Origin of the sequence: Symbioplanes lichenis, from assembly GCF_030709675.1 — a bacterium.
Classification (GTDB): Bacteria; Actinomycetota; Actinomycetes; order Mycobacteriales; family Micromonosporaceae; genus Actinoplanes; species Actinoplanes lichenis.
Genome location: NZ_JAUZQD010000015.1, coordinates 109,953 through 135,118, shown reverse-complemented (window position 1 = coordinate 135,118; position 25,166 = coordinate 109,953). Strand labels below are relative to the sequence as shown.

The window sequence follows — 25,166 nt, the reverse complement described above, 5'->3', positions numbered from 1 at the left end:
TCAACTTAGCCAATCCCGGTGCGTCCGCTCATCGATTCGCAGGCTTCGTCGGCTGGCGCTACAGTGCCCGGCATGGCCGCGAAGGGCTGGACGAAGCAGGTGGCAGCCGCGGCGGGAGTGGCGGCCGGGACGAGTGCCGCCCAGATCGGGCTCGGCTACGGGCTCGGGGTCGTGGTGTGGCCCGCCGTCGCGACCACCGACGACAGCGTGTGGCTGGGCAGCCTCGGCTGGACGACGTGGATTGCCGCGAGCGCCACGGTGCTCGGGGCGGTGATCGCCGGGCGACTCGGCCGGGCGACGGGCATGCTGTGGCGCTTCGCCCTGTCGGCGTCCGCGGCGGTCGGCGCCCTGCTGACGGTTGCGCTGGTCGCGCTGCCTGCTCGCGAGGCCGTACGTACGGGCACGTTCTCCCCCGAGACAATCGCCGGTGGCTATGCCGTCGCCGGCGTCGTGCTCGGCCTGGTCGTCGCCTACTGGGCCGTGGTCTCCCGGCCGGTCGCCGCCAACCTCAGCGTGACGGCGGCCTGGCTGTGGGCCCTCGCCGTGGCCGCGGTCGTCATGGACGTCTTCTGGCGCCGCCCGTCCGCGACCTACCTGGCCAGCTGGCAGTTCGCCGCGGTGGACACCGGCGGGCTGATCGGCACGATCTACTGGCCGAGCGCCCTGCTGACCCTCGCGGCCGCCTTCGCGATCGGCGTGCTCGCGGCGGCTCCGGCCGCGCGCCGGGGCAACCACGGCATCGGTACGGCCACCTCGGGCGCCGTGGGTCCGCTGCTGATCGCGGCGTCGTTCTTCGTGCTGGCCCCGCAGTTGCGTGGCGCGCTCGGGGCGCTGGAGTCGGCCTACCTGATCGCGCCTTACGCGGTGCTCGCCGGTCTTGCGGGTTCGGCCGCCGCCGTGGCGGTCGCCCGGCAGTCCGCCGCCCGTCAGTCCGCCCGCAGCGCCCGCCTTTCGGGTGAATCCGACGAGCCGGCAGCGGTGTCGACGGGCCGTTTCCGGGCGTCCGGACGCTCCTCGGCCGCCGCCAGGTCTTCCGCCGTCGTGCCGGTGCCCGCGCAGAAGGCGCCGCATCCTGCCGACTCCTCCGGCGCCGAGCCGACCGCGTCCACGCCGGCCCCCTCCACGCCTGCGCCTTCCACGCCGACCGCCGACCGGCCGGCTCCGCCGAAGCGATCCACCGTGAAGCCGCCGCCGAGCAACCCGCCCGTGGCCCAGATCAGATCCGGCGGCCGTTCAGGGACGGCCGCCGAGGAGCCGCCGACCGCTCCGATCAAGAAGACGGCTCCGGCCAAGAAGACGCCGGCTGCCCGAAGCACGCCCACCAAGGGCGTCACCGCCAAGGCGCCGGCTCCCCGCAAGGCGCCGGCCAAGTCCACGTCGCGCAAGCCGGCCGCGCCGCCGAATTCCCCGGTCACCGAGCAAATTCCGCCGCCGGCCGACCCCGCCGGTCCGCCCGCTTCCTGAGTCCTCGGCCGCATACAAAAAGCGCCGCCCACCTGGGCGGCGCTTTTCCGATCGAGGGCCGGGCCGGTCAGGCCTGCCGGATGGCCTCGCCCTCGATCTCGATCTTGATCTTCTTGCCGATCATGACGCCGCCGCTCTCGAGGGCGACGTTCCAGGTGAGGCCCCACTCCTCGCGGTCGATCTCGGTGCTGGCGCTGAAGCCGAAGACCTGCTGACCGTACGGGGAGACGGTCGCGCCCTCGAACTCGACGAGCAGCTCGACCGGCTTGGTGACGTCCTTGATGGTGAGCTCGCCGTTCAGCACGAACTCGGCGCCCGCGTGGGACTTGATGCCGGTGCTGCGGTAGGTGATCGTCGGGTACTTCTCCGCCTCGAAGAAGTCGCCGGTGCGCAGGTGGTTGTCGCGGTCGGTCTGGCCGGTCTCGATGCTGGCCGCCTTGATCTCGGCGACGACGGCGGACTGCAGCGGGTCCTCGCCGACCGTGATGGTCGCGGTCGCCTCGGCGAACTGACCGCGGACCTTGCTGACCATCAGGTGGCGGGCCACGAAGCCGACGCGCTTGTGGGCGCCGTCCAGCTCGTAGGTGCCGGCCGCCGGGAACTGCAGGCCCTCGAACTCGCGGATGCCGGGAGCGTTGGTGTCGGTCATGACAGGTCCTCTCAGGGGCAGAGCCAGGTGTTTGTCTGACGGAGCAACAATATGCCGCGCAATATTCCACGTGTCAAGAGATCGCTGGTAGGATGGCACCGTGGCAGTTGACTTCAATGACCCGCGGTTCACGGCGTTCGGCCTCTTCGCCGAGGCGTACACCGGGCTGACCAACCGCTTCGCCGCCCAGTTCGAGCAGCACCGCCTCTCGCCGGTCGAGTTCGAGGTGCTCATGCGGCTGGCCCGGTCCCCCCAGCACAGGCTCCGCATGACCGACCTCGCCGGCCAGACCTCCCTGTCCACCAGCGGAGTGACCCGCGTGGTCGACCGCATGGACCGCGAGGGCCTCATCCGGCGGGAGGCGTGCGAGAGCGATCGCCGCAGCTCGTACGCGGTGATCACGCCCGCGGGCATCAAGCGGCTCGAGGAGATCCTGCCGGAGCACCTGCAGCTGATGCAGGAGTGGTTCATCGGCCGGCTCGGTGAGGAGGAGCTCGACCAGCTGCTCGGTCTCCTCCGCAAGATCCGCGACGCCGTCAACCCGTGCGCGACGGCCGGCACCGAGAGCGAGCTGCCCGCCCCCACCCGCTGACCGAACCGACACTCCGTCGGCGCGGACCCACGCGAGCGGCAGCGACGGCCGCGAGGGAGCGGGCGGGCGGCGACGACCGCGGGACGGCGGGCACATCGGCACTACGTGAGCGTCACCATCGGTATGCGTGAGGACGGCGCCCGGGGGCGTGACACGGGCGGGTGAGGAACCGGCAGAACTACCGGCAGAACCGTTTCGCCAGGCGGCCGAAAACCGCTTATCGCCCCAAATCGCCAGGCCAGCCCGGCTAGGGTGATCTCCGCAGGGGACGCGGCGCGGCCGAGGCCGGGGCGGGGCACAACGGGGGAGCCTTCGTCCTCGCTGCGTCTGGGCCCTGTCCCGCCGGGCACGACATCTCGTGGTGACCGGCAGGACGAGGCCTGTCTGGGGCGTGTCGACGGCCGGCGTTTGTGGGGGGCACGAAGCGTCGGCCGTCCACGCTCCAGGCCCGCACTAGTCAGAGCCCCCGGGCCGGTCCCACTCCGGCAGCTCGGCCAAAACAGCACGTTCCCGGGCCAGCAGGGCGATGTTGCCCGCCCGCACCATCTCCCTCAATTGCGTCAGCGCCCGCGCCCGCGAGGAGGAATCCGAGGTCGCCCGGGCCAGCCCGATCAACGCCTCCACGACATCCCGGGCGTCGTAGCCGCCCGCATAGGCGCGCGCCGCGGTCGCGTACCCCTCGGCTGCTCTTTTGTCCTCGCCCCGGCGCAGCGCCACCGCCGCGTCCACGATCGCGGCCGGGCCGTCCGGCAGCGCGCCGGAGTCGGCGGGCCGCAGCTCGGCCAGCACCTCCGCGGCCTCAGCATCCCGCCCCGCCTCGGCCAGCGCCTTGCCGATCGTGGCGAGGACGCGCCGGCGGTGCCCCGGGTCGCCGACCTCCTCGAGCTCGGCGATGGCGGCGCGGCCCAGGCGTACGGCCTCGTCGAGGTGGCCGTCCAGCCGCTCGACCTCGGCCAGGTTGGCCACGGCGATCGCCCGCATCCGGTGCTCGCCGCAGCGGCTGGCCAGCCGGTCGACCTCCGCGAGCCGTTCCCGGGCCGCCGCGAGGTCACCCCGGCGCACCTCGTGCCAGGTCAGGCTGTTCTCGGCGATGGCCATGTCCTGCGTACGGCCGGCGGCGCGCGCCAGCTCCAACGCGGCCTCGCCGTGCTCCCGCGCCCGGTCGAACACCCGGGCCGTCATCCACAGCGCGGCCAGCTGGGTGTGGGCGGTCAACTGGCCCGACACGTCGTCGAGTGCCCGGAACTCCGCGAGCGCCGACTGCGCGGAGTCGATCTCCTCGGCGCCGGAGCCGTGCTGGAGGGCGAGCTGGGCCAGGCCGACCTTGGCCCAGGCGCGTACGGCGGGGTCGGCGTCGGTCGTCCGCGGGTCGGCGAGCAGGCGGCGCAACCACTGCCGGCCCGTGACGTCGCGGCCGCGGAACCGCCACCAGCGCGGCAGGCAGGACGCGAGCCGCAGCGCGGTGTGCGGGTCCTCGCGGGCGGCCCAGGTCAGCGCGGCGCCCAGGTCGCCCGCCACGTCGTCCAGCCGGGCGGCGGCCTCGGCCAGCCGGGCGCCCTTGAGGTCCGGGGCGATGGCCAGGGCCAGGTCGGCCAGCACCTCGGCGTGCCGGCGGCGGGCGGCCGGGAGGTCACCCTGGGCGGCCGCCTGCTCAAGGGCGTAGTCGCCGACGACGTCGAGCAGCCGGAACCGGAAGGCCCGGGCCCCGCGGGCGCTGAGCATCCCGAGCTCCAGGAAGCGGTCGAGCAGGTGGACGACGTCGGTGGCGGGACGGCTGTCGACGATCTGCTCGGCAAGGTCCAACGACCACCGGTTGCGGAACGTGGCGAGGCGGTGCAGGGCGTGCCGCTCCTCGACGGTCAGCAGGCGATAACTGGCCGCGACGGCGTCGCGCACCGAGACCACCCCGCCGTCGGCCGGGCGTCCGGAGAGATCGAGGACGCGGTCGCCGTACCTGTCGTAGATCTCGGCGACGGTGAGCAGGCGCCCGCGGGCGGCGGCGAGCTCGAGCGCGATGGGCAGCCCGCCCAGCCGCCGGACCAGCGCGGCGAGGGGCTCGACCTCGTCCGGCTCGATCGGCGCGCCGCGCACCTGGACGAGGCGGTCCATGAAGAGCGCCGCCGCGGGGTAGCCGGCCACGTCGGCGAGGGTCGGCCCGGCCATGGCGGGCGGCGCGATCAGGGGTGCGACCGGCCACACCCGCTCGGTCGGCAGGCCCACGGGATGGCGGCCCGTGGCGAGGAACCGCAGGCTGGGGTGCTGGGCGAGCAGGCCGGCGACGGTTTCGGCCACCGCCTCGGGGGCGCGCTCCACGGCGTCGATGAGCAGCAGCGTCGACCGGCCGGCGATCCGCGACACGAGGTCCTCGGGCCGGCCGACGCCGAAGACCGCGGCCACTCCCCCGAGCACCTCGCCCGCCGTCGAACCGTCCGTGACGACGATGCCCGCCACGCCGCCCGGATGCGCGTCGGTGAGCTTGTGCGCGACGCTCAGCGCCAGACTGGTTTTGCCCACGCCGGCCAGGCCGACGAGCGTGATGCCGCGCGGCGTCTCGCCGACCGGCTGCGACAGGCGCGTGACCAGCTCGGCGACGTCACCGTCGCGGCCGATCAAGTCGCTCGCCGGTGGCAGCCGCACATAGCGCGCCGCCGGCCCGGCGTGGGACGGGCGTCCGCGTGACGCGGCCAGGAAGGCCAGCCGGTCGGCCCCGGCCAGTCCGAGCGCGGCGGCCAGCAGCTCCACTGTGGAACGCTGCGGCCGCGAGGCCCGGCCCCGCTCGAGGTCACGGACCGTACGCACCCCCACCGCAGCCCGTGCCGCCAGCTCCTCCTGCGTCAGCTTCGCCCGCAGCCGGTAGCTGCGCAGCACGGCGTCGAATCCCGGACCTTCCTGGTCCGCCCCGTGATCGGACGTCATGGGCATGAACCTAGGCAGACATGACGATGAATGCCGAGCGGGGGCGGTGGATTGTCGACTAACCGACGCCTGGACCGCCGGATTTGCCGCCAATCCTGCCCTTGAGTCCAGGAATTTTCACAGTCCCAGTCCACGCGCGATGATCATGCGCTGGACCTCGGACGTCCCCTCGCCGATCTCCAGGATCTTGGCGTCGCGGTAGAAGCGGCCCACCGCCGACTCGTTCATGTAGCCGTATCCGCCGTGGACCTGGGTCGCCCACCGCGCGTTCTCCATCGCGGCCTGGCTGGCGTGCAGCTTCGCCACGGCGGCCTCGTGCTTGAAGTCCTCCCCCGCGCTCAGCCGGGCCGCGGCGTCGTGCCAGGCCAGCCGGGCGGTGCGGGCCCGCAGCTCCATGTCGGCGATCATGAACTGCACCGACTGGTACGCCGAGATGGGCCGGCCGAACGCGGGACGCTCCTTGGCGTACTTCACGGACTCGTCCACGCAGCCCTGCGCCAGCCCCGTGGCCAGGGCCGCGATCGCCACGCGCCCCTCGTCCAGGATCCGCAAGAACTGCGCCAGCCCGCGGCCGCGCTGTCCGAGCAGGTTCTCGGCCGGCACCCGTACGTCGTCGAAGGAAAGCTCGTGGGTGTCCGAGGCGCACCAGCCGACCTTGGAGTAGGCGGGCGCCACCGTGAACCCCGGGGTGCCCGACGGCACGATGATCGTGGACAGCTCCTTGCCGCCGTCGGGCCGGGTGCCCGTCACCGCCATCACGGTGACCAGGCAGGTCAAATCGGTGCCGGAGTTCGTGATGAACGCCTTGGTGCCATTGATCAACCACTCGCCGGTCGCCTCGTCGAGCACCGCGCGCGTGGTCGTGCCGCCGGCATCCGAGCCCGCTCCCGGCTCGGTGAGGCCGAACGCCGCGAGGGACTCCCCGCTCGTGAGCTGGGGGAGCCAGCGTTGCTGCTGCTCGGGCGTACCGAAGCGGTAGATCGGCATGGCACCCAGCGAGACCGCCGCCTCCAGGGTGATCGCGACGCTGCTGTCGATGCGGGCGAGCTCCTCCAGCGCGATGCCGAGCGCGAAGTAGTCGCCGCCCATCCCGCCGTGCTCCTCGGGGAACGGCAGGCCGAAGAGACCCATCTTGCCCATCTGGCGGATCAGGTCGTACGGGAAGGTCTCGCGCTCGTAGTGCTCGGCGATCACCGGCGCGACCTGCTCGAGGGCGAAGTCGCGCACGCTCTCCCGCAGGGCCTCCTGCTCCTCGCTGAGCCGGAAGTCGACCATGACGTGCCCTCCAAAACGATCAGACTGGCGTGACGCCGTGCCGGCGCCGGGAGAAGGTGCGGTCCTTGCCACGCGCGGCGGCGTACCGCTGGATCAGCTCGCCCCGCAGGTCACCTGGTTCGACCACGGTGTCGACCACGAGCTCGCCGGCCAGGCGGAGGATGTCGATGTCCTGCTCGTACTCGGCGCGGCGCTCGGCGACGAACGCGTCCCGCTCGGCCTCGGGCAGCGCCGCGATCTTGTTGGCATAGACGGCGTTGACCGCGGCCTCGGCCCCCATCACCGCGATCTTGGCTGTGGGCAGGGCGATCGTGGCCTCGGGATCGAATCCGGGACCGGCCATGGCGTAGAGCCCGGCCCCGTACGCCTTGCGGACCACCACGCAGATCTTCGGCACCGTGGCCTCGGAGACGGCACTGATCATCTTGGCGCCGTGCCGGATGATGCCCTGCTTCTCGACCGCCGAGCCGACCATGAAACCGGGCACGTCGGAGAGGAACAGCAGCGGCACGTTGAAGGCGTCGCAGAGCTGCACGAACCGGGTCGCCTTGTCGGCGGAGTCGACGAACAGGACGCCGCCCTTGAACATCGAATTGTTGCCGAGCACCCCGACGACCTCGCCGCCGAGCCGGGCGAAGCCGATGGTCAGCTCCTTGGCCCACAGCGCCTGGATCTCGAAGAACGAGCCCTGGTCGACCAGGCCCTTGATGTAGCGGCGCATGTCGAACGCCTGGCGCTCGCTCACCGGCACCAGCGCCCCGAGATCCACTGTGGCCGCGTCGCGCGCCTCGGCTGCCGGCGGGTCCTCGCGGTAGTTCGACGGCAGATAGGAGAGGTACGACCGGACGGCGTCGAGCGCCTCCTGCTCGGTCTTGCAGAGGAAATGGCCCACGCCCGACTCGGTGCAGTGCACCCGGGCTCCGCCCATGGCCTCGAGCGTCGTCTTCTCCCCGGTCACCATTTCGACCATGCGGTCCGAGCCGAGGTACATGCTCGCGTTGCCTTCGACCATGGCGACGACGTCGCAGAACGCCGGGATGTAGGCGCCCCCGGCCGCCGAGGGTCCGAAGAGGGCGCAGACCTGGGGGATCGAGCCCGAGGCGCGTACCTGGGTGTGGAAGATCTTGCCCGCACCCCGCCGGCCGGGGAAGAGGTCGACCTGGTCGGTGATGCGCGCGCCCGCGGAATCGACCAGATAGACCATGGGTACGGCCGTCGCGTACGCCCGCTCGATGATGCGGATGATCTTTTCGACCGTACGCGCCCCCCAGGAGCCCGCCTTGACGGTCGAGTCATTGGCCATCAGGCACACGCGGCGCCCGTCGATCGTGGCCGTGCCCGTGACGACACCGTCGGCCGGCAGCCCGTCGGCCAGGGCGTTGGCGAAGATCCCGTCCTCGACGAACGAGCCCTCGTCGACGAGCAGCGCGATGCGCTCGCGGGCGAAGAGCTTGCCCTTGGCCGCGTTCGCCGCGTGATACTTCTCCGCGCCGCCGGCGACCGCACGCTTGCGCGCCTGCGCCAGCGCCTCCTCGTCGAGTGCCACGGGACCCCCTCGCCGACTGAACGCTCGTTAAGGTGAACGACCGTTAGGTTAGCGCATCGCGGGCGGCGGGGAAAGCGCGAAACGGGAGCCCCCGCGGCTGCGGAGACTCCCGTTCCCTTTGCTGCCGGTGCTGTGGAGGAGCACCGGACCTTGCACTGCACGACGCCTCACGGCGCCGCTCGGGTCACGCCCGGGACCGGCGCGACCCGGCCTGCGACCCGCCCGGCGACACACGGTCCCCGGGCGGGCTGACATCCGGCCTGTCGAGCAGGCGGTGTGGTCTTACTTGGAGAGCAGGCTGCCGCCGGCGTTGGTGATGTTCTGGGTCAGGCCCTCGAGCGCGGAGGACTCGGTCTTCTTCTCCCGCTGCGAGTCGCCGTACTTGCCGCCACCCTGCGTGCCGCCGTCGCCGAGGACGTCGTCGTCCTTGCCGCCGTAGTTGCCGTGACCGTTGCCGTGGCCGTGGTCGCCGTCGTTGTCGTCGTCGCCCTTGTTGCCACCGTTGCCGTGGTGCCCGTGGCCGTTGCCCCGGTCGTCACGGTCCCAGTCGCGGTCGCCGCGGCCGTCACGGTCGCCGTCGAGGTCGTTCAGGCAGGAGCCGGCGCCCTCGCCGTAGCCCAGCAGGCCGATGCCGTTGCCGCAGATGTTGATCGGCGCGGTGATCGGGATCTGGGTGTTGTTGCCGCTCAGGATGCCGCGGTTGCCGACGCTGAGCTGGTCACGGTCGCCACCGTTGCCCCGGCGGCCGTTCTCGATGTCGTTCTTGCCCGCGCCGCGGCCCTCGCCGTTGCCCACGGCGTTGCCGTTGACGTTGATCGGCGCGAAGACCGGGATCGAGGTGTTGTTGCCCGAGCCGATGCCCCGGTTGCCCGCGGACACCTGCCGGCCGGAGCCGGCCTCGACGTAGTTGGCGCACGCGCCCCGGCCGTCGCCGAAGCCCAGGATGCCGACGCCGTTGCCGCAGATGTTGATCGGCGCGGTGACCGGAACGCTGGTGTTGTTGCCGCTCAGGATCCCGCCGTTGCCGGCCGAGACCTGGTCGCCGCCCCGGCCGCCCCGGCCGTCACGGTCCCGGTCACGGTCGCGGTGACCGCCCTCGGTGACCTGGCCGCTCTCGCGGAGGTGGTTGGCGGCGGCACCCCGGCCCTCGCCGTAGCCGAGCACGCCCACGCCGTTGCCGACGATGTTGATCGGCAGCTGCACCGGGACGTACGTGTTGTTGCCCGAGCCGATGCCGCGGTTGAACGCGGAGACCTGGCGCGTGCCCTTGCCGCCCCGGCCCCGGTCGCCCCGGTTGCCGCTCTCGGTCAGGTAGTTGGCGGCGGACCCGGCGCCCTGGCCCTCGCCCGCCACACCGATGCCGTTGCCGGCGATGTTGACCGGGATCATCAGGTCGATGACGGTGTTGTTGCCGCTCAGGATGCCGTGGTTGGCCACCGCGGTCTGGCTGTCGTCGGCCTGCGCGGCGGCCGGCGCCAGCAGCAGGGCACCAGCGGCCAGGACACCGATGCTCAGAGTCTTACGAGCCCACGTCTTCATGCGAGGAAAAGCCTTTCGAAAATGATTTCTACGGTGAGTCGCGTATTCAATTTGAATGGCGCTTCGGGCGCAGCGGTGCCCTGGCTCTGAAAAAATTGCCCTGACTCCGCCGGTGCCGTGCGCCGGCGGCGGTGACGACCCACGCCGGATTGATTCGCCGCTTGTGCGCAAACGGTTTCAGGAATCGACGGTCGCGGGGGTGTCGTCGGGCGGGCGCTGACGCGGCCTGCCCGGGGGGTGTCACTAGTCAGGTGAGACGGTCGGTGCCTCGGCGTCGTGCCGCCGGGCCTCGACATCGGTCGTGATCGGCAGCCGCTGGGAAGCGGGCGTGCCACCGGCGACCGTGGCCGGGAGGACGGCCGCGGAGGTGCCACCGTCCGTCGCGGTTCCCGACCCTGCGGCCGGGAGACCACTCGCTGCCCCGAGGCGCGCCCGCAGCGGTGCGGGTCCATCACCACCGGGTGTCTCGCGGACCGTGACCCGCTCGGTCACGGTCTTTCCCACCTTGGCCCGGGCGACGTCCTTGTGCAGAACGGGCACGGGTGTCACCGGCACCGGGACGACACTCGCCTCCGACGGTACGGAAACGGGCGCGACCTGCGGTTCCGGAACGTTCTCACCCTTCGGGGATGCTGCCGGGGCCGGCGCTGCCGCGGTGTGCGGCAGCTCGGTCACCGGCCTCGTCACCGGGGCTACGGGCCGGGAATCCGCCGCCTCGCCGGCAAGGCGATCAGGGGCGGGCAGTTCCCGGACGATGTGATGCCGGTCGGGCTCGTCCGCGACGGGCACGATCCGCTGAGGGATCGTGGTCATCGCGGCTGCCGCCTGGACCAGCTCCGCCGGCGTCTCCAGGAGACTGCCGGCTGCTTCGCTTGTTTCACCGGCCACGCTGATCACCCGGTGCACCACCGGGAGGACGCCGTCGGTGCGCGACCTGACATCGGGCGACGTGGCATCGTGCTCGACGCTGTTGTCGCGCTGGTCGGCGTCGTGCGTGCCGACGCCGTAGACCGGCTGGTCGGCGTCGTGCGTGACGACGCCGAGGACCGGCTGGCCGGCCGTGAGAACATCGGGCACGAGATCCTGGTCCGCGGCGTGGGCGGCAGCTCCGGTGAGGAGCCAGGCCGCGCCGGCCAGACCTCCGACGACCAGCGTGCGCAGACCCCATCGGGATCCCGTACGCCCGCTTCGGCGCTCCGACCGCCGCTCCGCCCCCTGGCTGTGGGGCGGCATGGGCGTGGAGTCATCGGCCGGACCGGTCGACGGCCGGTGCGCCGGGCGCGCTGTGCGCTCGACCTCCCTGCCCGTCATGTGGTCCCGCCCCTCGTCGTCGGCTCGTGCCCCGGTGACCATTCGATCGGCCACTCGGTATTGGTAACGAGACGGGCAAGAGGGGGTCACGCGCACAAATGCAGAAATCCAGGACCCAAATGCTCACACCAATTTCGTACGCGGCCCGGCGCGCAGAACTCCGGAAGGCAGAGTCCGGCCGACCATCTTTTCCGCCAGGGCGGCCACCTCGATCAGTGCACCGAGATCCACGCCCGTGGCGATGCCCATGTCCTCGAGCATGTGCACCACTTCCTCGGTGGCGATGTTGCCCGTGGCCCCGGGCGCATAGGGACAGCCGCCGAGGCCGCCGACACTCGCGTCGAACTCACGGATCCCGAGCTCGTAGGCCGTCAGCACGTTCGCCAGCCCCGTGCCGCGCGTGTCGTGGAAGTGCAACAGCTCCGGGCGTACCTCGGAAAGCAGGTCACGGACCCGGCGGGGCGTCGCCATGCCCGTGGTGTCACCGAAGGCGATGCGGTCGGCGCCGTCGGCCCGCACCCGCTCCACGATGGACGCCACCCGCTCCGGCGCGATGTCGCCCTCGAACGGGCAGCCGAAACTGGTCGCCACGATCACTTCGAGGGTCGCCCCCGCCGCGTGGACCAGCGGGATGAGGCCGGCGATGTCGTCGAGCGACTCGGCGGTCGAGCGGTTGAGGTTGCGGCGGTTGTGGGTGTCGCTGGCCGAGACGACGACCTCGATCTCCCGGAAGCCGGCCGCCAGGGCCCGCTGCGCGCCGCGCGTGTTCGGGATGAGGGCGGAGTAGCGGACCTCCGGGTTGTGCCAGGCCCGCGCCCAGACCTCGTCCGCGTCGGCCATCTGCGGAATCGCCTGGGGATGGACGAACGACACGGCCTCGATGCGCCGGACCCCGGTGCGGGACAAGGCGTCGAGCAGCCGCACCTTGTCGTCGGCCGGGATCGGCTCCTCGTTCTGCAGTCCGTCCCGGGGCGCCACTTCGCGGATGCTCACCGGCTCGGGGGTCATGACGTCACCTCATCCGGGCCACGATGCCCGTGTCGTAGTCGCCCGACAGGAACTCGGGATGCTCCAGCAGCTCGGTGAAGAACGGCAGATTGTTCTTGGGGCCGGCGATCGCGAAGCCGGCCACCGCGGCGCGGGCCCGGGCGATCGCCTCGTCCCGGTCGGCCCCGGTGACGATGAGCTTCGCCAGCAACGAGTCGTAGAACGGCGTGACCGTGGTGCCGGGCCCGTAACCGGCGTCGACCCGCACGCCCTCGCCGGTCGGCTCCACCCACGTCGTGACCTGGCCGGGGCCGGGCAGGAACCGCTTGGGGTCCTCGGCGTTGACGCGCAGCTCGATCGCGTGGCCGCTGGTCGGACGCGTGACGTCGAAGTTGGGCGCCAGCCCCGACGCGATGCGCAGCTGCTGCTCGACCAGGTCGGTGCCGTGGATCAGCTCGGTGATCGGGTGCTCCACCTGCAGCCGGGTGTTCATCTCCAGGAAGAAGAACTCGCCGGTCGCCGGGTCGAGCAGGCATTCGACCGTGCCGGCGTTGCGATAGCGCACGGCCTCGCCCGCCTGCACCGCGGCCGCCAGCAGACGCGCCCGCAGCTCGGGGCCGACCGCGGGGCTCGGCGCCTCCTCCACGAGCTTCTGGTTGCGGCGCTGCACCGAGCATTCCCGTTCGCTCAGCGCGATCACGCGACCGTCGGCGAGCCCGAGGATCTGCACCTCGACGTGACGCACCCGGGGGAAGTAGCGCTCGATCAGGACGGCGCCGTCCCCGAACATCCGCTCGGCGAACGCGCTGACCTTGTCGTACTCCTTGCGCAGCGTGGCTTCGTCAGCGGCGACGGCCATGCCCATCCCGCCCCCGCCGGCGGCGGCCTTCACCATGACGGGATAGCCGATCTCCGTGGCCGCGGCGACCGCTGCCTCCGCGTCGGCGGCCGGCTCCTGAGTGCCCGGGGCCACCGGCACGCCGGCCGCCGCCATCAGGTTGCGCGCGTTGATCTTGTCGCCCATCGCCGTGATCGCGTCGGCGCCGGGGCCGACCCAGACCAGGCCGTTCGCCTCGACGGCCCGGGCGAAGTCCGCGTTTTCGCTCAGGAAGCCGTAGCCGGGGTGGATCGCCTGGGCGCCGGTGGACTTGGCGGCGGCCAGGATCGCGTCGGTGTTGCGGTAGCTCTGGGCCGGATGGGCCGGGCCCACGCACACGGCCTCGTCGGCCTCGGTGACGAAGGGCAGATCGGCGTCGGCCTCGGAGTGCACGGCGATCGCCCGGACATTCAGGCGCCGCGCGGTCCGGATGATCCGCCGGGCGATCTCACCCCGGTTGGCGACGAGGAGCGACTCGATCATTGGCGCCCTTTCTCGTTATTGGTGACCGATTTGACCGACAAGCGCATAAACGGTGGCTTCGCGGAGAAGCGCGGCCCGGCGGTGCCGATCGACCTCGCCGCCGAGGAAGGGTGTCGAGTTCATGAGACCGAACGCCGAATGGGCCAGCACGCGCGCCTCGGCCGGGTCCAGCTCGGGCCGCAGCGCCGCCAGCACGCCCACCCACTCCTCGACATAGAGCCGCTGCAGGCGCCGGATCTGGCGCCGGGGCTCCTCCGGCAGCCGGGCCAGCTCGTGCAGGTGCAGGGCGATGACGGCCGGGTTGGCCAGCGCGAACTCGACGTGGAACTCGATCAGGTCGGTCAGGGCGGCGTGCGCGTCCTCGGGGTGACGGCTGACGCGCTCCTTGCCGCCGTGCAGCAGCCCCTCGCTCACCGGGATGAGCGCGGCCACCAGCATGGCCTCCTTGCCGGCGAAGTGGTGATAGAGCGCGGGCCCGGTCACCCCGGCCGCCGAGCCGATGTCGTCCATCGACACACCGTGATAGCCCTTGGCGGCGAAGAGGCCGACCGCTATCTCCAGGATCTCGTCCCGCCGGGACCGCCGCCGGGGGGCGGGCGCACCGACCGGCTGCTGCTGATCTACCGTCACCGGGCCACTCTAACCCGGCGTCAAGGCCCTGGCTTAACGAGCGTTCAGGATGTGGAACGACGTCCGCTCCCGGATCCGCCACCACCGCCGGGACAACAGCGCCGCGAGACCCGCCCCGAGCGTGTTGACGAGCACGTCGTCGATGCTCGACACGCGCCCGATCATCAGCAGCCACTGCAGCGCCTCGATCACCACCGCGAGCGCGGCCGCCACCGCGAGCACCCGGGTCAGCGTGGCCACGGCGACGAACCGGATCGGGGCGAAGAACCCCACCGCCGCGAGCACCAGCAGGTTCCCCGCCGTCTGGGCGATCGCCGTGCCTGTGCCGGTCGAACCCCACGACACCAAATCCCGCAACGGCACGAGCTGCAACGACCGGTCGGCCGGCTGCGGGGTGAAGAGCATGACCAGCCACGGCAACGTGCCGAGCACGAGACCGATCTCCGCCAGGGCGTTGCGCCGGGAGGCTTTATGTCGGCGCCACCTGTACGCGAGGAGGCCCAGCCCCGGCAGCACCAGGACGGCGAGGAGAACCGTCAGTCCGTGATCGCGCCAGGCTGCCCCCATGACGCCGCAATCTACGAGGCATGAACAACCGGCCCCGCCCGGGCCCGCGCCCTCGCCCTCGCCCTCGCCCTCGCCCTCGCCCGGGACCGTGGCTCCCTATTAGCGATCACGAGCACCAGGACCACCACCACGGCAGCGACGCGCCACCCGTCGTGCACGGTGGGCCAATGCGGCGCCCCGGGCAGCAACCACGGGGACATGTCACGCGCGACAAAGAGGCTCCCGGCCATCAAGATCGCCTGAGTTGCGGGCCCGGCGATCGCGAGAGCAGAACCGTGCCCGTAGCGGGAGGCCACGGCGGCACCCGCGGGACCGGACAGGCAGCAGACCAGCGCCTCCGCGGCCACATCGCTCAGGGGCAGGGCCCCGGCACCTGCGGCGCCGGGCAGGCTGGCGAGCGCCACGACGTAGAGCACCGGCCAGATGACGACCGCGGGCAGGATCCCGGCGGCGACCCGGCTCCACTGCCGCAGCCAGCGCGGACTCGGCGTCACCGACACGGCGGCCATCGACTCGATCACGACGAGGCTCGCGGTCGCACCCAGCACCAGCGCGGCGATGCGCAGCCCCCACACCTGGGTGGCCGGTGCGGGGGCTCCCCCGAGCGCCGGCGCCATGGCCACCAGCGCCATCCCCGCCGCAACACCCACCGCGCGCCAGGGTCCGCGCCTCACCAGCCCGCCGACCAGCAGCACCAGTTGCCGCCACTTCACGGCTGGCTCCCCGAGACAGGTGAAGCAGCGCCCGGGGCGGGGCCGAGATCGGGATGCTGCTGCCACACGGCCACCAGCCCGAACGCCACGGCCAGCACCAGGACCACAGCCGGGATCAGCCGGCGCTGGCGCAGCACGGCAACCGCTGCGGCGGCTGCCACGAGGGCGGCGAGATAGCCGGCATGCCACGCGGCCACGCCCCAGCCGCCTCCGCCCTGCGCCTCGGCCGCGGCCATTCCGGCCTGGACGTGACCGTCGTCGAAAAGGACAGGGAAGAGCACCCAAGACAGCGACTGCGGGCTCTGCCCGAAAACCGGCATCATGGCGAGAAGTGCGGTGCAGCCGAAGAATGTCAGTGGCCCGGCAGCCGTGGTCGGCCACCAGCGACTCGTTGCCACGCCGACCGCGGCCCCCAGCATCGGGATGAGCACCGGCATCGCCAGCGACCACGGGCTCAGCGGGCCCTCGGGCCACCGGGGCGAGGCTGCCACGAGCTCGGCCCCCAGCGCCACAGCGCCCAACACTCCCCCGACCGGGATCAGCGCCAGCACCGCACCCGTGCGCCGCAGGTCGGAGGCGGGAAGGACGCTCGAGCCCTCGGCGGCGCCGTGCCGGTGATCACGGGATCCGGCGAGGTGGCTCGTGAGCAGCAGAAAGCCCGCGAGGACGAGCGCCGAGAGGCCGGCCTCCTGCCCGAAAGCGGCCCAGCGCGGCTCGTCCGCGCTGTACCAGAGGACGCCGAGCACCACCTGAAGGAGCACGCCGGCCCACACCGCCGGGGCGGTGAGCAGCAGCGTCGCCTCCCGCCAGGCCAGCGCCCGGAACGCCCGCGCCGACGGCGCCGACGGCAGCGATGGCGCGGCCAAAGATGTCCGTGACGTCGGTGGCGGTGACGTCGGTGGCGGTGACGTCGGCGGCGGTGACGTCGGCGGCGGTGACGTCGGCGTCAGTGGCGGTGACGTCGGCGTCAGTGGCGGTGACGTCGGCGGCGTCGGCGGCGGTGGCGGCGTCAGTGGCGGTGGCGGTGGCGGTGGCGGAGATGGCCGCGGTGTCGGTTCGGGCCCGACCACGCCGGTCATGACACGCGCTCCGCGTCACCGGAACCCGCCGCTGCGGCCTCGGCCCCGAGCAGCGTCAGATAACCGTCCTCGATGGAGAGAAGCCCCGGCTCCCCGCCGATCGGCCGCGGGCCCAGCGTGCGGTAGCGACCGTCGGCGTTACGCCAGTAGACGTGGGCGTCGCTGGGCGGCTCCGCGGACACCCACACCCGGCCCTCCGCCTGCGCGGCCAGCTCGCCCGGGGTGCCGTCGAAGACGATGCCGCCCGCACGCATGACCAGCACCCGCTCGCAGAGGGCGCCGACGTCCTCGGTCTGATGCGTCGACAGCAGCACCGTCCGGGTGTGACCGAGCCGGGAGACGAGGGCGCGGAAGAGCATGCGCTGCTCCGGGTCGAGCCCCACGGTCGGCTCGTCGAGGATCAGCAGCTCCGGATCGCCGAGCAGGGCCTGGGCGAGCGCCAGCCGTTGCCGCATGCCGCCGGACAGCTTGCGCACCCGCACCGTCGCCCGGTCGGTGAGCCCGACCTCGGCGAGGACCCGGCGCACCTCGGCCCGGCGCCGGCCCGTGTCTGTCAGCTCCTTGAGCACCGCGACATAGTCGAGCAGCTCGGCCGTCTTGAAGTTGGGATAGAGCCCCGGATCCTGCGGAAGATAGCCGAGCCGCCGCCGGAGGGCCGTGCGCTCGGCCGCCACCGCCGTGTCCAGCCCATAGGCCACCAGCCGGCCGCTGTCGGGCGCGAGCGCCGTGGCCAGGCAGCGCAGCAGGGTGGTCTTGCCGGCACCGTTGGGCCCGAGAAAGCCGGTGACGCCGACGCCTATCCGCGCCGTCAGGTCCGCGATCGCCGTGGTGCCGCCATAGCGCTTCGTCAGACCGCGCATGCTGACGGTTGTCATCGCATCTCCCCCGGGTCGAGTCGACGACGTCGCGCGGACAACACGACGCCGGCCACCACCGCCGCGGCCAGATATCCGGCCTGGGCGAGCGGTCCGAACATGAGCGGGCGGACGGGCGAGCCGGCGACGGCAGCCCCGCCCACCACGACCAGCCACGCGCCACCGAACACGGCGGCCGCCCTGATCAGCGGCAGCACCGTGGCGAGCGCCAGGGTGCTGACGCACAGCAGCAACGCCGGCAACAACCACGCGACGGCCCACCACCCCGGCCCCGGCACGAAAGCGGCGCCCAGCATGCCGATCACCACGGAGAGGCCGACGACGGCACTTGACCGCCACAGCACGAGCGCGGGCCCGGCCACCGGCGTCACCGACGTGATCTCGTGCATCGGGTCGACGGGCGGGCCGTAGACCGTGGCCACGGCGAGGACTGGCAGGATCGGCGCGAAGACGAGATAGAGCAGCAGCGTCATGTGCGCACCGCTCTGTCCCGCCAGGGCCGCGGCGATCCCGAAGGCGAGCACCGAGACGGTGGCCCCGAGCCAAGACCAGCGCAGGGCCGGCGTGGCGACGAGGATGCGTACGCGATGGTGGGGAACACCCACGAGCGTGAGCAACCGCTCCGCCGGCCGGGGCCGCGGGGTGTCGAGCATCTCGGTGATCGCCGACCAGCTCGCGTCGAGCCAGCCGGGGTCCTGAGGCACCGCGGCCCGGCACGTGGCACAGGCTTGCAGGTGGGTGTCGACCGCCATCATGCGGCTCGGGGTGAGGTCACCACGCTGATAGGCGGCGAACATGTCCCCGTCGATGTGCCACCGCACGGTCTCTCCTCGCGTCGTCATGTCAGCAGCTCCCGCAGCCGGGCTCGGGCGCGCATGAGCCGGGTCTTGGCCGTGCCCTCGGGCAGGCCCAGGTAGCGCGCGGCTTCCTTCACCGTCAGCCCGTCCACCGCCGTCACCTGGATGACGGCCCGCAGCTCCGAGGGGAGGCGGTCGAGGGCCGTGCCGAGCTCGCCGTGCTCCACATGGAGGAGCACCAGGTCTTCCGCGGAGGGCACGAGGGCGAGCTGCTCCTCGGGGACGTCGGACAGCGGCACCGGGCCGCCGAGCCAGCGGTGGCCGGGCCCGCGCAGCGCGCTGACGAGCCGGCGGACGGCGATGGTCCAGATCCACGCCGCGGGCTCGGCGCTCGTCTCGCGGTAGGTATGGGCGTTGCGCCAGATGGCGACAAACGTGTCCTGAAGGGCGGCGTCAACGACGTCGTGGTCGGCGCAGCGGCCGGAGAGGCGGAACCGCAGCCAGCCCGCGTGCCGACGGTGCAACAGCTGCAGGGCGTCGCGCTGGGCAGCGGCGATGGCCCGCAGCAGGTCACCGTCGCTGCTCTGCTCGGTGACCGGCGGGACCGGCGCTCTCCGTTTTCCTCTCACACAAGGACTATCGCTACGGATCGCGGATTTGGTTCACAACGAACGACGCCGCCCGGATCGGCCGGGCGGCGTCGATGATCATCGGGCTGAGGTCAGGCGAGGCCGCCCGGCTCGGATCCGCGGGCGATGGGCGCCCGGACGAGGTTGCCCCACTCGGTCCACGAGCCGTCGTAGTTGCGGACGTGCGGGTAGCCCAGCAGGTGCTGCAGCACGAACCACGTGTGGCTCGACCGCTCGCCGATGCGGCAGTAGGCGATGACGTCGTCGTCCGGGGCGAGGCCCAACTCGTCGCGGTAGATCTTCGTGAGCTCGTCGGCCGGCTTGAACGTGCCGTCCTCGTTGGCCGCCGACTTCCACGGCTTGCTGACCGCACCCGGGATGTGACCGCCGCGCAGCGCGCCCTCCTGCGGATAGGCCGCCATGTGAGTCAGCTCACCGGTGTATTCCTGCGGTGACCGGACGTCGACGAGCGGACGACCGTCGGCGGTGTGCTGCATCACCTCGTCGCGGAAGGCGCGCAGCTGTGAGTCGTCGCGGACCGGCACGGGATAGGCGGCCTTCTCCCGGACCGTCTTGTCCCGGGTGAGCTCCCGGCCCTCCGCCGCCCACTTCTGCCGGCCGCCGTCCAGCAGGCGGACGTCGCGGTGGCCGAAGAGACTGAAGACCCAGAGGGCGTACGCCGCCCACCAGTTGAAGTTGTCGCCGTAGAACACGATCGTGTCGTCCCGGCCGATGCCCTTGGCCTCGCACAACGCCGCGAACTGCTCGGGGTCGAGGTAGTCACGGGTGGTCTGGTCGTTGAGCTCGAGGTGCCAGTCGACCTTGACCGCGCCCGGGATGTGCCCGGTGTCGTAGAGCAGCACGTCCTCGTCCGACTCGACGACCACCAGGCCGGGCGTGCCCAGGTTGGCGGCGAGCCACTCGGTCGTGACCAGCTTGTCGGGGTGGGCGTAGGCCTGCAGGGCGGGTGCCGGATCGTTCGCAATGGACATGGCACTCACGCTATCGCGTCGATCGGCCCCAGCTCGGGACGCTTTGCCGCAACCAGGTCGCCGGACGACGCCCCGGTGAGCCGCCGTCGGATCCACGGCGCGAGGTGCTGGCCGGCCCAGCGGAGATCGGCGCGGCGGGCCATCAGCCACGGCGTCGGGGCGGGCATCGGCGGCACGAGCAACCAGTCCTCGTCGACGCCGACGCCGAGCGCGTTGAGCACGTGACCCGCGACCCGGCGGTGGCCCGCGGCGGAGAGGTGCAGGCGGTCGGAGCTCCACAGCGCCGGGTTGTGGAAGGCGTCGTCGCCGAAGAGATCGATCACGTGGGCGCCGTGCTTGGCCGCCAGCTCGGTCGCGCCGTCGTTGAGCACCGCGGCCCGGGGGCCCATGATGCGCTGGCCCGGCAGGTGTGCCGTGACGTCGGCGAAGCGGAACAGGATCACGTCGGCGCCGGCCTCGCGCAGCCGCCCGATCACCGGGTCGATCCGGCGGACCAGCGACACCGGGTCGACTTTGGGCCGCAGCACGTCGTTGCCCCCGGCGGCGAAGCTCACGAGACTCGGGCGCATGGCGAGCGCCGGCTCCAGCTGGTCGGCGAGAACCTGGTCGAGCAGCTTGCCGCGGACGGCGAGGTTCGCGTACCCGAAATCGGGGCCGGCCTCGACGGCCAGGCGCGCGGCGACCAGGTCGGCCCACCCGCGATAGCTGCCGTCGGGATAGTCGTCGTTGAGGCCCTCGGTGAAGCTGTCCCCCATCGCCACGAAGTTTTTCCAGGTCATGGCCCGCCTCCCTGAACGTCCCCTCACGTTTGAGTCACTCGCAGTTTTCCACCGTGCGGGGCGGAAAGGCACCGTGATTAGGGCGACAATCTGTATGGCGCAGGGATCCTGTGGATAACCGGGTGTTCCGGTCGGCGGAGGCTCCTAGGATCGCCCCCATGCTGACGCGAATGTCCACCATGCTGCTCAAGACCCTGCGCGAGGAGCCGGCCGAGGCGGAGGTGCCGAGCCATCGGCTGCTGCTCCGGGCCGGTTACATCCGTCGCGCGGCGCCGGGCGGATACACGTGGCTGCCGCTCGGCAAGCTGGTGCTCGACCGGATCACCGCGATCATCCGCGCGGAGATGGCCGCCGTCGGGGGCCAGGAGGTCGCCTTCCCCGCCCTGTTGCCCCGCGAGCCCTATGACACGAGCGGCCGCTGGACGGAATACGGCGCCGACATCTTCACGCTCCAGGACCGGCGCGGAGCCGACCATCTGCTCGCGCCCACGCACGAGGAGATGTTCACCCTGCTCGTGCAGGAGATGACCAGCTCCTACCGCGACTTCCCGCTCGTGCTCTTCCAGGTCCAGACAAAGTTCCGCGACGAGGCCAGGCCCCGCGCCGGGCTGCTGCGCGGCCGTGAGTTCCTCATGAAGGACGCCTACTCCTTCGATCTCACGGACGAAGGACTGACTGCGGCGTACGCCCGGCATCGCGCCGCCTATCAGCGCGTCTTCGAGCGGCTCGGCCTCGAGTACGCCGTGGTCGCAGCCGTGTCCGGGGCGATGGGCGGCTCGGCGTCCGAGGAGTTCCTGGCCGTGGCCGACGTGGGCGAGGACACGTTCGTCGGCTGCACGGCTTGTGACTATGCCGCCAACACCGAGGCCGTCGTCACACCCGTGCCCGAGCTGGCGGAGCGCGAGCACGGGCCGCTCACCGTGCACGACACTCCCGAGACGCCCACGATCGCGGCGCTCGTCGAGCTGGCCAACGCCCGGGCGCTCGAGGGCCGCACGGACTGGACGGCCGCCGACACCCTCAAAAACGTCGTCGTGACGCTGCACCACCCCGGCCGGGAGGACGAAGTGGTGGCCATCGGGGTGCCCGGCGACCGCGAGGTGGACCTCAAGCGGCTCGAGGCGTCCGTCGCCCCCGCCACGGTCAGCATGTTCGACGGCTTCGCGGCGCGGCCCGACCTGGTCCGGGGCTACATCGGGCCGCAGGGCATCTCCATCCGCTATCTGGCCGATCCCCGTGTGGTGCCCGGCAGCGCCTGGCTCACCGGCGCCAACGAGCCAGGCCGGCACGCGACGTCCGTGGTGGCCGGCCGCGACTTCACTCCCGACGGCACGATCGAGGCGGCCGAGGTGCGGGCCGGCGACCCCTGCCCGCAGTGCGGCGAGGGGACGCTCACGATGCGGCGCGGCATCGAGCTGGCGCACATCTTCCAGCTGGGTCGGCGCTATACGGACGTGTTCGGGGTCGACGTGCTGGGTGCCGACGGCAAACCCGTGCGCCCGACAATGGGGTGTTACGGCATCGGCGTCTCCCGGGCGGTCGCCGCGGTGGCCGAGCAGCACCACGACGAGCGCGGTCTCGTGTGGCCCGCCGAGGTGGCGCCCGCCGACGTGCACGTGATCGGCGCGGGCAAGGACGGGCAGATCGCGGCGGCAGTGGCGCTCGCGGAGGAGCTGGCGGCAGCCGGGCTGCGAGTGCTGGTCGACGACCGTCAGCAGCTGTCCGCCGGGGTCAAGTTCACCGACGCGGAGCTGATCGGCATCCCGCGCGCCGTCGTGGTCGGGCGCCGATGGAGCGAGGGGTACGCGGAAGTGCGCGACCGCCGCACCGGCGAGCGCCAAGACGTGAAGCTCACCGAGGTGGCCGGAGCGTTGGCCATGTGACCCGCCTCGGGGAGCGCCGGGCCGAGCGGATCTCCGATGGTTCAACGCGTCGTCCCACTCTGTGTGCGACGAGAGTCGCTCGATCGGCTCCACGGTGGGCGACGGGGGCCGGGCGCGGTGTAATCGATGGATGAGCCGGGTACCGCCTCACCGTCGGGGCGGGCTCGGAAACGGGAGGTGACGGCCATGGCCAGGACAGCGGTGGCGGACGTGATGACCCGGCGGGTCGTCTATCTCCCGGGCGAGACGACGCTCGACGAGGCCGCCCAGGCCATGCGCGACCAGGGCATCGGGGACATCGTGGTGACCCACGGGCCGACCATGTCCGGCATGGTGACCGACCGGGACATCGTGGTGCGGGCGGTCGCCGAGGGGTTGCCGCCTCGCACGACCACGCTCGCGTCGATCGCCTCGCACGAGCTGATCATGGTGGAGCAGGCGGCCACTGTGGAGGAGGCGGTGCGGGCCATGCGCGAGCGCGGCGTGCGGCGGCTGCTCGTCTGTGACTCCGATCGCAAGGTCGTCGGCATCCTGAGCCTGAGCGACATCGCCTTGGCGCCGTCCACGGCTTCGGCCTGATTCCAGCTCCTCCTCTCCACAGCCGGCGCGCGGTCGACACTGCCCGCATCCGTCGCCTCGCTCCCTGCACCGCCCACCGCACCACCGCTGCCGCCGCCGCACCACCGCTGCCGCCGCCGCGCCATCGCCGCCGCCGCGCCACCACCGCCACGCCATCGCCGCCGCCGCGCCACCACCGCGCCACCGCCGCACGACCGCCGGGGCGGCAGCAGAGCGAGGGCCCGGGCGCTGCAAGATCGAGTCGGCCGCCCGGAAGACGGGCCGCGCGGGCGACGGCGACGTAGGGTCTCCCACGTGAGCGACATGCCGCCGAAGCTGGCCGAAATCGTCGACGAGTTCGCCTCCGCCCCGCGCGAGGTGGTGCTCGAGATGCTGCTGGAGTTCTCCGACGCTGTTCCCCCGCTGCCGGAGGAGCTGCGCGGGCACGAGGGCATGGAGCAGGTGCCCGAGTGCCAGACCCAGTTCTTCCTCCGGGCGGAGGTGCACGGCGACGACACCGTGCAGACCTGGTTCGACTGCCCGCCCGAGGCGCCGACCACCCGGGCCTTCGCCGGCATTCTCGCGGAGGGGCTCGAGGGCGCCAAGGCGACGGAGATCCTCGCGGTCCCCGACGACCTGTACGCCAGGATGGGTCTCGCCACGGCGATCAGCCCGCTGCGCATCCGGGGCGGGACGGCGATCCTGGCCCGGCTCAAGCGCCAGATCCGTGACCACACGGCCGGCAACGCGGAGTCCCGGGTATGAACATTGAGCTCTGGTTCGATGTGGTCTGCCCGTGGTGTTACCTGGGCAAGCACCGGCTGGAGACTGTCCTGCGCGACTTTCCGGGCGAGGTGACGATCACCGGCCGGGCGTACCAGCTGGATCCGGCCCCCGTGCCACCGGGAGTCCCGCTGCGGGCCGCGATGGTCGCCAAGGTGGGGGACACCGAGCGCGCCGGGCAGATGCTGGCGCAGGTGACGGAGCTGGCCGCGGCCGACGGGCTGGTCCTGGACTTCGATCGGGCCGTCGCCGCCAACACCTTCGACGCGCACCGGCTCGTCGCGTGGGCCGCCGGGCAGGACCTGCAACTGTTGATGATCGAGACGTTGCAGCGGGCCCACTTCGAGCAGGGCATCGACATCGGTTCGCACGCCGAGCTGGCCCGGCTGGCCGGGGCCGTCGGGCTGGACGAGGCGGCCGCGCTCGCCTACCTCGCCTCGCCCACCGGAACGGAAGCCGTGAACGCCGACCTCGCCGAGGCGCGCGAGCTCGGCATCACCAGCGTGCCGACGTTCGTGATCGACCGGAAGTTCGTGGTCCAGGGCGCCCAGGAGACGACAGTCCTGCGATCGGCCCTCGAAGAGATCATGCGCCGGGAGGCCGTCGACACCGCTCGATGAGGTTCCACGTGAAACAACATCGACAAGCGTGAGCGGCTTATGCCTCGCGCGCGAGCCCCTCGATCACTTCCGCCCCCGGCAGCGCCCCCAGAGCCGGTCCGGCGATCGCGATCTTGCTGCCCCGCAGGCCCGACCCGATGATGACGTGCGGCGTAGCGATCACGCGGGAGTCCACGAGCACCGGCCAGTCCTTGGGGAGGCCGATCGGCGTGATGCCGCCGTACTCCATGCCGCTCAGCCGGACCGCCTCGTCCATCGGGGCGAAGCTGGCCTTGCGCGCGTCGAGATGCCGCCGCACGATGCCGTTGACGTCGGCCCGGGTGGTCGCGAGCACGACACATGCCGCATACCGCGTGACCTCGCCGCGCTTGCCCGCGACGATCACACAGTTCGCCGATTCTTCGAGGCCGACGTCATACGCGTCGCAGAAGGCCGCCGTGTCGGCCAGCTCGGCGTCGATCGGCGCGACCATCACCTGATCGCCGTCGATCGGCGCCTCCGCCGGCCACACCTGCAGGGCGGCCGCCACTGGCGGGGCCAGGAGATCGAGCCGGCTGATCGCGGGTTCCAGCTTCAGTGATCCGAACACGCCCGTCATCCTCCCCCGATTCGGGCGCGGGAA

Annotated in this window: 25 protein-coding genes; 7 read left to right on the top strand and 18 right to left on the bottom strand. The window is 72.1% G+C overall.

Annotated features, from left to right (window positions below; genetic code table 11):
- Positions 1-72: 72 nt before the first annotated feature.
- On the top strand, positions 73-1,464 hold the full coding sequence (locus RAN62_RS31835; RefSeq protein ID WP_305788524.1) for a Hansenula MRAKII killer toxin-resistant protein 1: 1,392 nt from the start codon (positions 73-75) through the stop codon (positions 1,462-1,464).
- A gap of 67 nt (positions 1,465-1,531) precedes the next feature.
- On the opposite strand, the gene RAN62_RS31830 is transcribed toward RAN62_RS31835, so the two are convergent.
- On the bottom strand, positions 1,532-2,113 hold the full coding sequence (locus tag RAN62_RS31830) for a YceI family protein (protein WP_305788523.1): 582 nt from the start codon (positions 2,111-2,113) through the stop codon (positions 1,532-1,534).
- Between the two features lie 100 nt (positions 2,114-2,213).
- Between RAN62_RS31830 and RAN62_RS31825 the strand changes: the two genes are divergently transcribed.
- Positions 2,214-2,705, top strand: coding sequence for a MarR family winged helix-turn-helix transcriptional regulator (locus RAN62_RS31825; RefSeq protein ID WP_305788522.1), 492 nt, complete (start codon positions 2,214-2,216; stop codon positions 2,703-2,705).
- Between the two features lie 453 nt (positions 2,706-3,158).
- Here RAN62_RS31825 and RAN62_RS31820 read toward each other — a convergent pair whose 3' ends face one another.
- The 11 genes from RAN62_RS31820 to RAN62_RS31770 all read right to left on the bottom strand — a co-directional run bounded on the left by RAN62_RS31820 (position 3,159) and on the right by RAN62_RS31770 (position 16,415).
- Complete coding sequence (locus tag RAN62_RS31820) at positions 3,159-5,627, bottom strand: ATP-binding protein (RefSeq protein ID WP_438874577.1); 2,469 nt, start codon at positions 5,625-5,627, stop codon at positions 3,159-3,161.
- A 111-nt stretch (positions 5,628-5,738) separates the two neighbouring features.
- Positions 5,739-6,896 carry an acyl-CoA dehydrogenase family protein gene (locus RAN62_RS31815; protein ID WP_305788520.1) on the bottom strand — a complete coding sequence of 386 codons (1,158 nt, stop codon included), beginning with the start codon at positions 6,894-6,896 and terminating at the stop codon, positions 5,739-5,741.
- Between the two features lie 19 nt (positions 6,897-6,915).
- Positions 6,916-8,442: an acyl-CoA carboxylase subunit beta gene (locus RAN62_RS31810; protein ID WP_305788519.1), complete on the bottom strand. Its 1,527-nt coding sequence runs from the start codon at positions 8,440-8,442 to the stop codon at positions 6,916-6,918.
- Positions 8,443-8,724: 282 nt separating this feature from the next.
- Positions 8,725-9,981 (bottom strand): chaplin family protein, encoded by a 1,257-nt coding sequence (locus RAN62_RS31805; protein ID WP_305788518.1) that lies wholly within the window; start codon positions 9,979-9,981, stop codon positions 8,725-8,727.
- Positions 9,982-10,224: 243 nt separating this feature from the next.
- Positions 10,225-11,346 carry a hypothetical protein gene (locus RAN62_RS31800; RefSeq protein WP_305788517.1) on the bottom strand — a complete coding sequence of 374 codons (1,122 nt, stop codon included), beginning with the start codon at positions 11,344-11,346 and terminating at the stop codon, positions 10,225-10,227.
- Positions 11,347-11,415: 69 nt separating this feature from the next.
- Entirely contained in the window at positions 11,416-12,300 is an 885-nt protein-coding gene (locus RAN62_RS31795) for a hydroxymethylglutaryl-CoA lyase (protein ID WP_305788516.1), read from the bottom strand.
- A gap of 4 nt (positions 12,301-12,304) precedes the next feature.
- Complete coding sequence (locus RAN62_RS31790; protein WP_305788515.1) at positions 12,305-13,639, bottom strand: acetyl-CoA carboxylase biotin carboxylase subunit; 1,335 nt, start codon at positions 13,637-13,639, stop codon at positions 12,305-12,307.
- A 15-nt stretch (positions 13,640-13,654) separates the two neighbouring features.
- Entirely contained in the window at positions 13,655-14,269 is a 615-nt protein-coding gene (locus RAN62_RS31785; RefSeq protein WP_305788514.1) for a TetR/AcrR family transcriptional regulator, read from the bottom strand.
- A gap of 33 nt (positions 14,270-14,302) precedes the next feature.
- On the bottom strand, positions 14,303-14,836 hold the full coding sequence (locus tag RAN62_RS31780; protein WP_305788513.1) for a VanZ family protein: 534 nt from the start codon (positions 14,834-14,836) through the stop codon (positions 14,303-14,305).
- A gap of 11 nt (positions 14,837-14,847) precedes the next feature.
- Positions 14,848-15,549 carry a hypothetical protein gene (locus RAN62_RS31775; RefSeq protein ID WP_305788512.1) on the bottom strand — a complete coding sequence of 234 codons (702 nt, stop codon included), beginning with the start codon at positions 15,547-15,549 and terminating at the stop codon, positions 14,848-14,850.
- Complete coding sequence (locus tag RAN62_RS31770; RefSeq protein WP_305788511.1) at positions 15,546-16,415, bottom strand: hypothetical protein; 870 nt, start codon at positions 16,413-16,415, stop codon at positions 15,546-15,548. Before RAN62_RS31770 ends, RAN62_RS31775 begins: the two co-directional genes overlap by 4 nt.
- A gap of 8 nt (positions 16,416-16,423) precedes the next feature.
- On the opposite strand from RAN62_RS31770, the gene RAN62_RS31765 reads away from it, so the two are divergent.
- A complete protein-coding gene (locus tag RAN62_RS31765; protein WP_305788510.1) occupies positions 16,424-16,630 on the top strand; it encodes a hypothetical protein in 207 nt (68 codons plus the stop codon).
- On the opposite strand, the gene RAN62_RS31760 is transcribed toward RAN62_RS31765, so the two are convergent.
- From RAN62_RS31760 to RAN62_RS31740, 5 genes are all read right to left on the bottom strand, one after another.
- Complete coding sequence (locus tag RAN62_RS31760; RefSeq protein ID WP_305788509.1) at positions 16,625-17,503, bottom strand: ATP-binding cassette domain-containing protein; 879 nt, start codon at positions 17,501-17,503, stop codon at positions 16,625-16,627. The genes RAN62_RS31765 and RAN62_RS31760 overlap by 6 nt on opposite strands.
- Positions 17,500-18,345 (bottom strand): zf-HC2 domain-containing protein, encoded by an 846-nt coding sequence (locus tag RAN62_RS31755; protein WP_305788508.1) that lies wholly within the window; start codon positions 18,343-18,345, stop codon positions 17,500-17,502. The genes RAN62_RS31760 and RAN62_RS31755 overlap by 4 nt, the downstream gene beginning before the upstream one ends.
- On the bottom strand, positions 18,342-18,929 hold the full coding sequence (locus RAN62_RS31750; RefSeq protein ID WP_305788507.1) for an RNA polymerase sigma factor: 588 nt from the start codon (positions 18,927-18,929) through the stop codon (positions 18,342-18,344). Before RAN62_RS31750 ends, RAN62_RS31755 begins: the two co-directional genes overlap by 4 nt.
- A gap of 92 nt (positions 18,930-19,021) precedes the next feature.
- On the bottom strand, positions 19,022-19,921 hold the full coding sequence (locus RAN62_RS31745; RefSeq protein WP_305788506.1) for a sulfurtransferase: 900 nt from the start codon (positions 19,919-19,921) through the stop codon (positions 19,022-19,024).
- Positions 19,922-19,926: 5 nt separating this feature from the next.
- A complete protein-coding gene (locus RAN62_RS31740) occupies positions 19,927-20,700 on the bottom strand; it encodes an SGNH/GDSL hydrolase family protein (protein WP_305788505.1) in 774 nt (257 codons plus the stop codon).
- A 158-nt stretch (positions 20,701-20,858) separates the two neighbouring features.
- On the opposite strand from RAN62_RS31740, the gene RAN62_RS31735 reads away from it, so the two are divergent.
- The 4 genes from RAN62_RS31735 (at position 20,859) to RAN62_RS31720 (ending at position 24,544) form a co-directional block, all read left to right on the top strand.
- Positions 20,859-22,583, top strand: a complete 1,725-nt coding sequence (locus RAN62_RS31735) for a proline--tRNA ligase (RefSeq protein WP_305788504.1) — start codon at positions 20,859-20,861, stop codon at positions 22,581-22,583.
- 186 nt (positions 22,584-22,769) lie between these two features.
- Positions 22,770-23,162 carry a CBS domain-containing protein gene (locus RAN62_RS31730; RefSeq protein WP_305788503.1) on the top strand — a complete coding sequence of 131 codons (393 nt, stop codon included), beginning with the start codon at positions 22,770-22,772 and terminating at the stop codon, positions 23,160-23,162.
- A gap of 294 nt (positions 23,163-23,456) precedes the next feature.
- Positions 23,457-23,906 carry a SufE family protein gene (locus RAN62_RS31725; RefSeq protein WP_305788502.1) on the top strand — a complete coding sequence of 150 codons (450 nt, stop codon included), beginning with the start codon at positions 23,457-23,459 and terminating at the stop codon, positions 23,904-23,906.
- Positions 23,903-24,544, top strand: a complete 642-nt coding sequence (locus RAN62_RS31720) for a DsbA family oxidoreductase (protein ID WP_305788501.1) — start codon at positions 23,903-23,905, stop codon at positions 24,542-24,544. Before RAN62_RS31725 ends, RAN62_RS31720 begins: the two co-directional genes overlap by 4 nt.
- 37 nt (positions 24,545-24,581) lie before the next feature.
- On the opposite strand, the gene RAN62_RS31715 is transcribed toward RAN62_RS31720, so the two are convergent.
- A complete protein-coding gene (locus tag RAN62_RS31715) occupies positions 24,582-25,142 on the bottom strand; it encodes a YbaK/EbsC family protein (protein WP_305788500.1) in 561 nt (186 codons plus the stop codon).
- Positions 25,143-25,166: the final 24 nt, after the last annotated feature.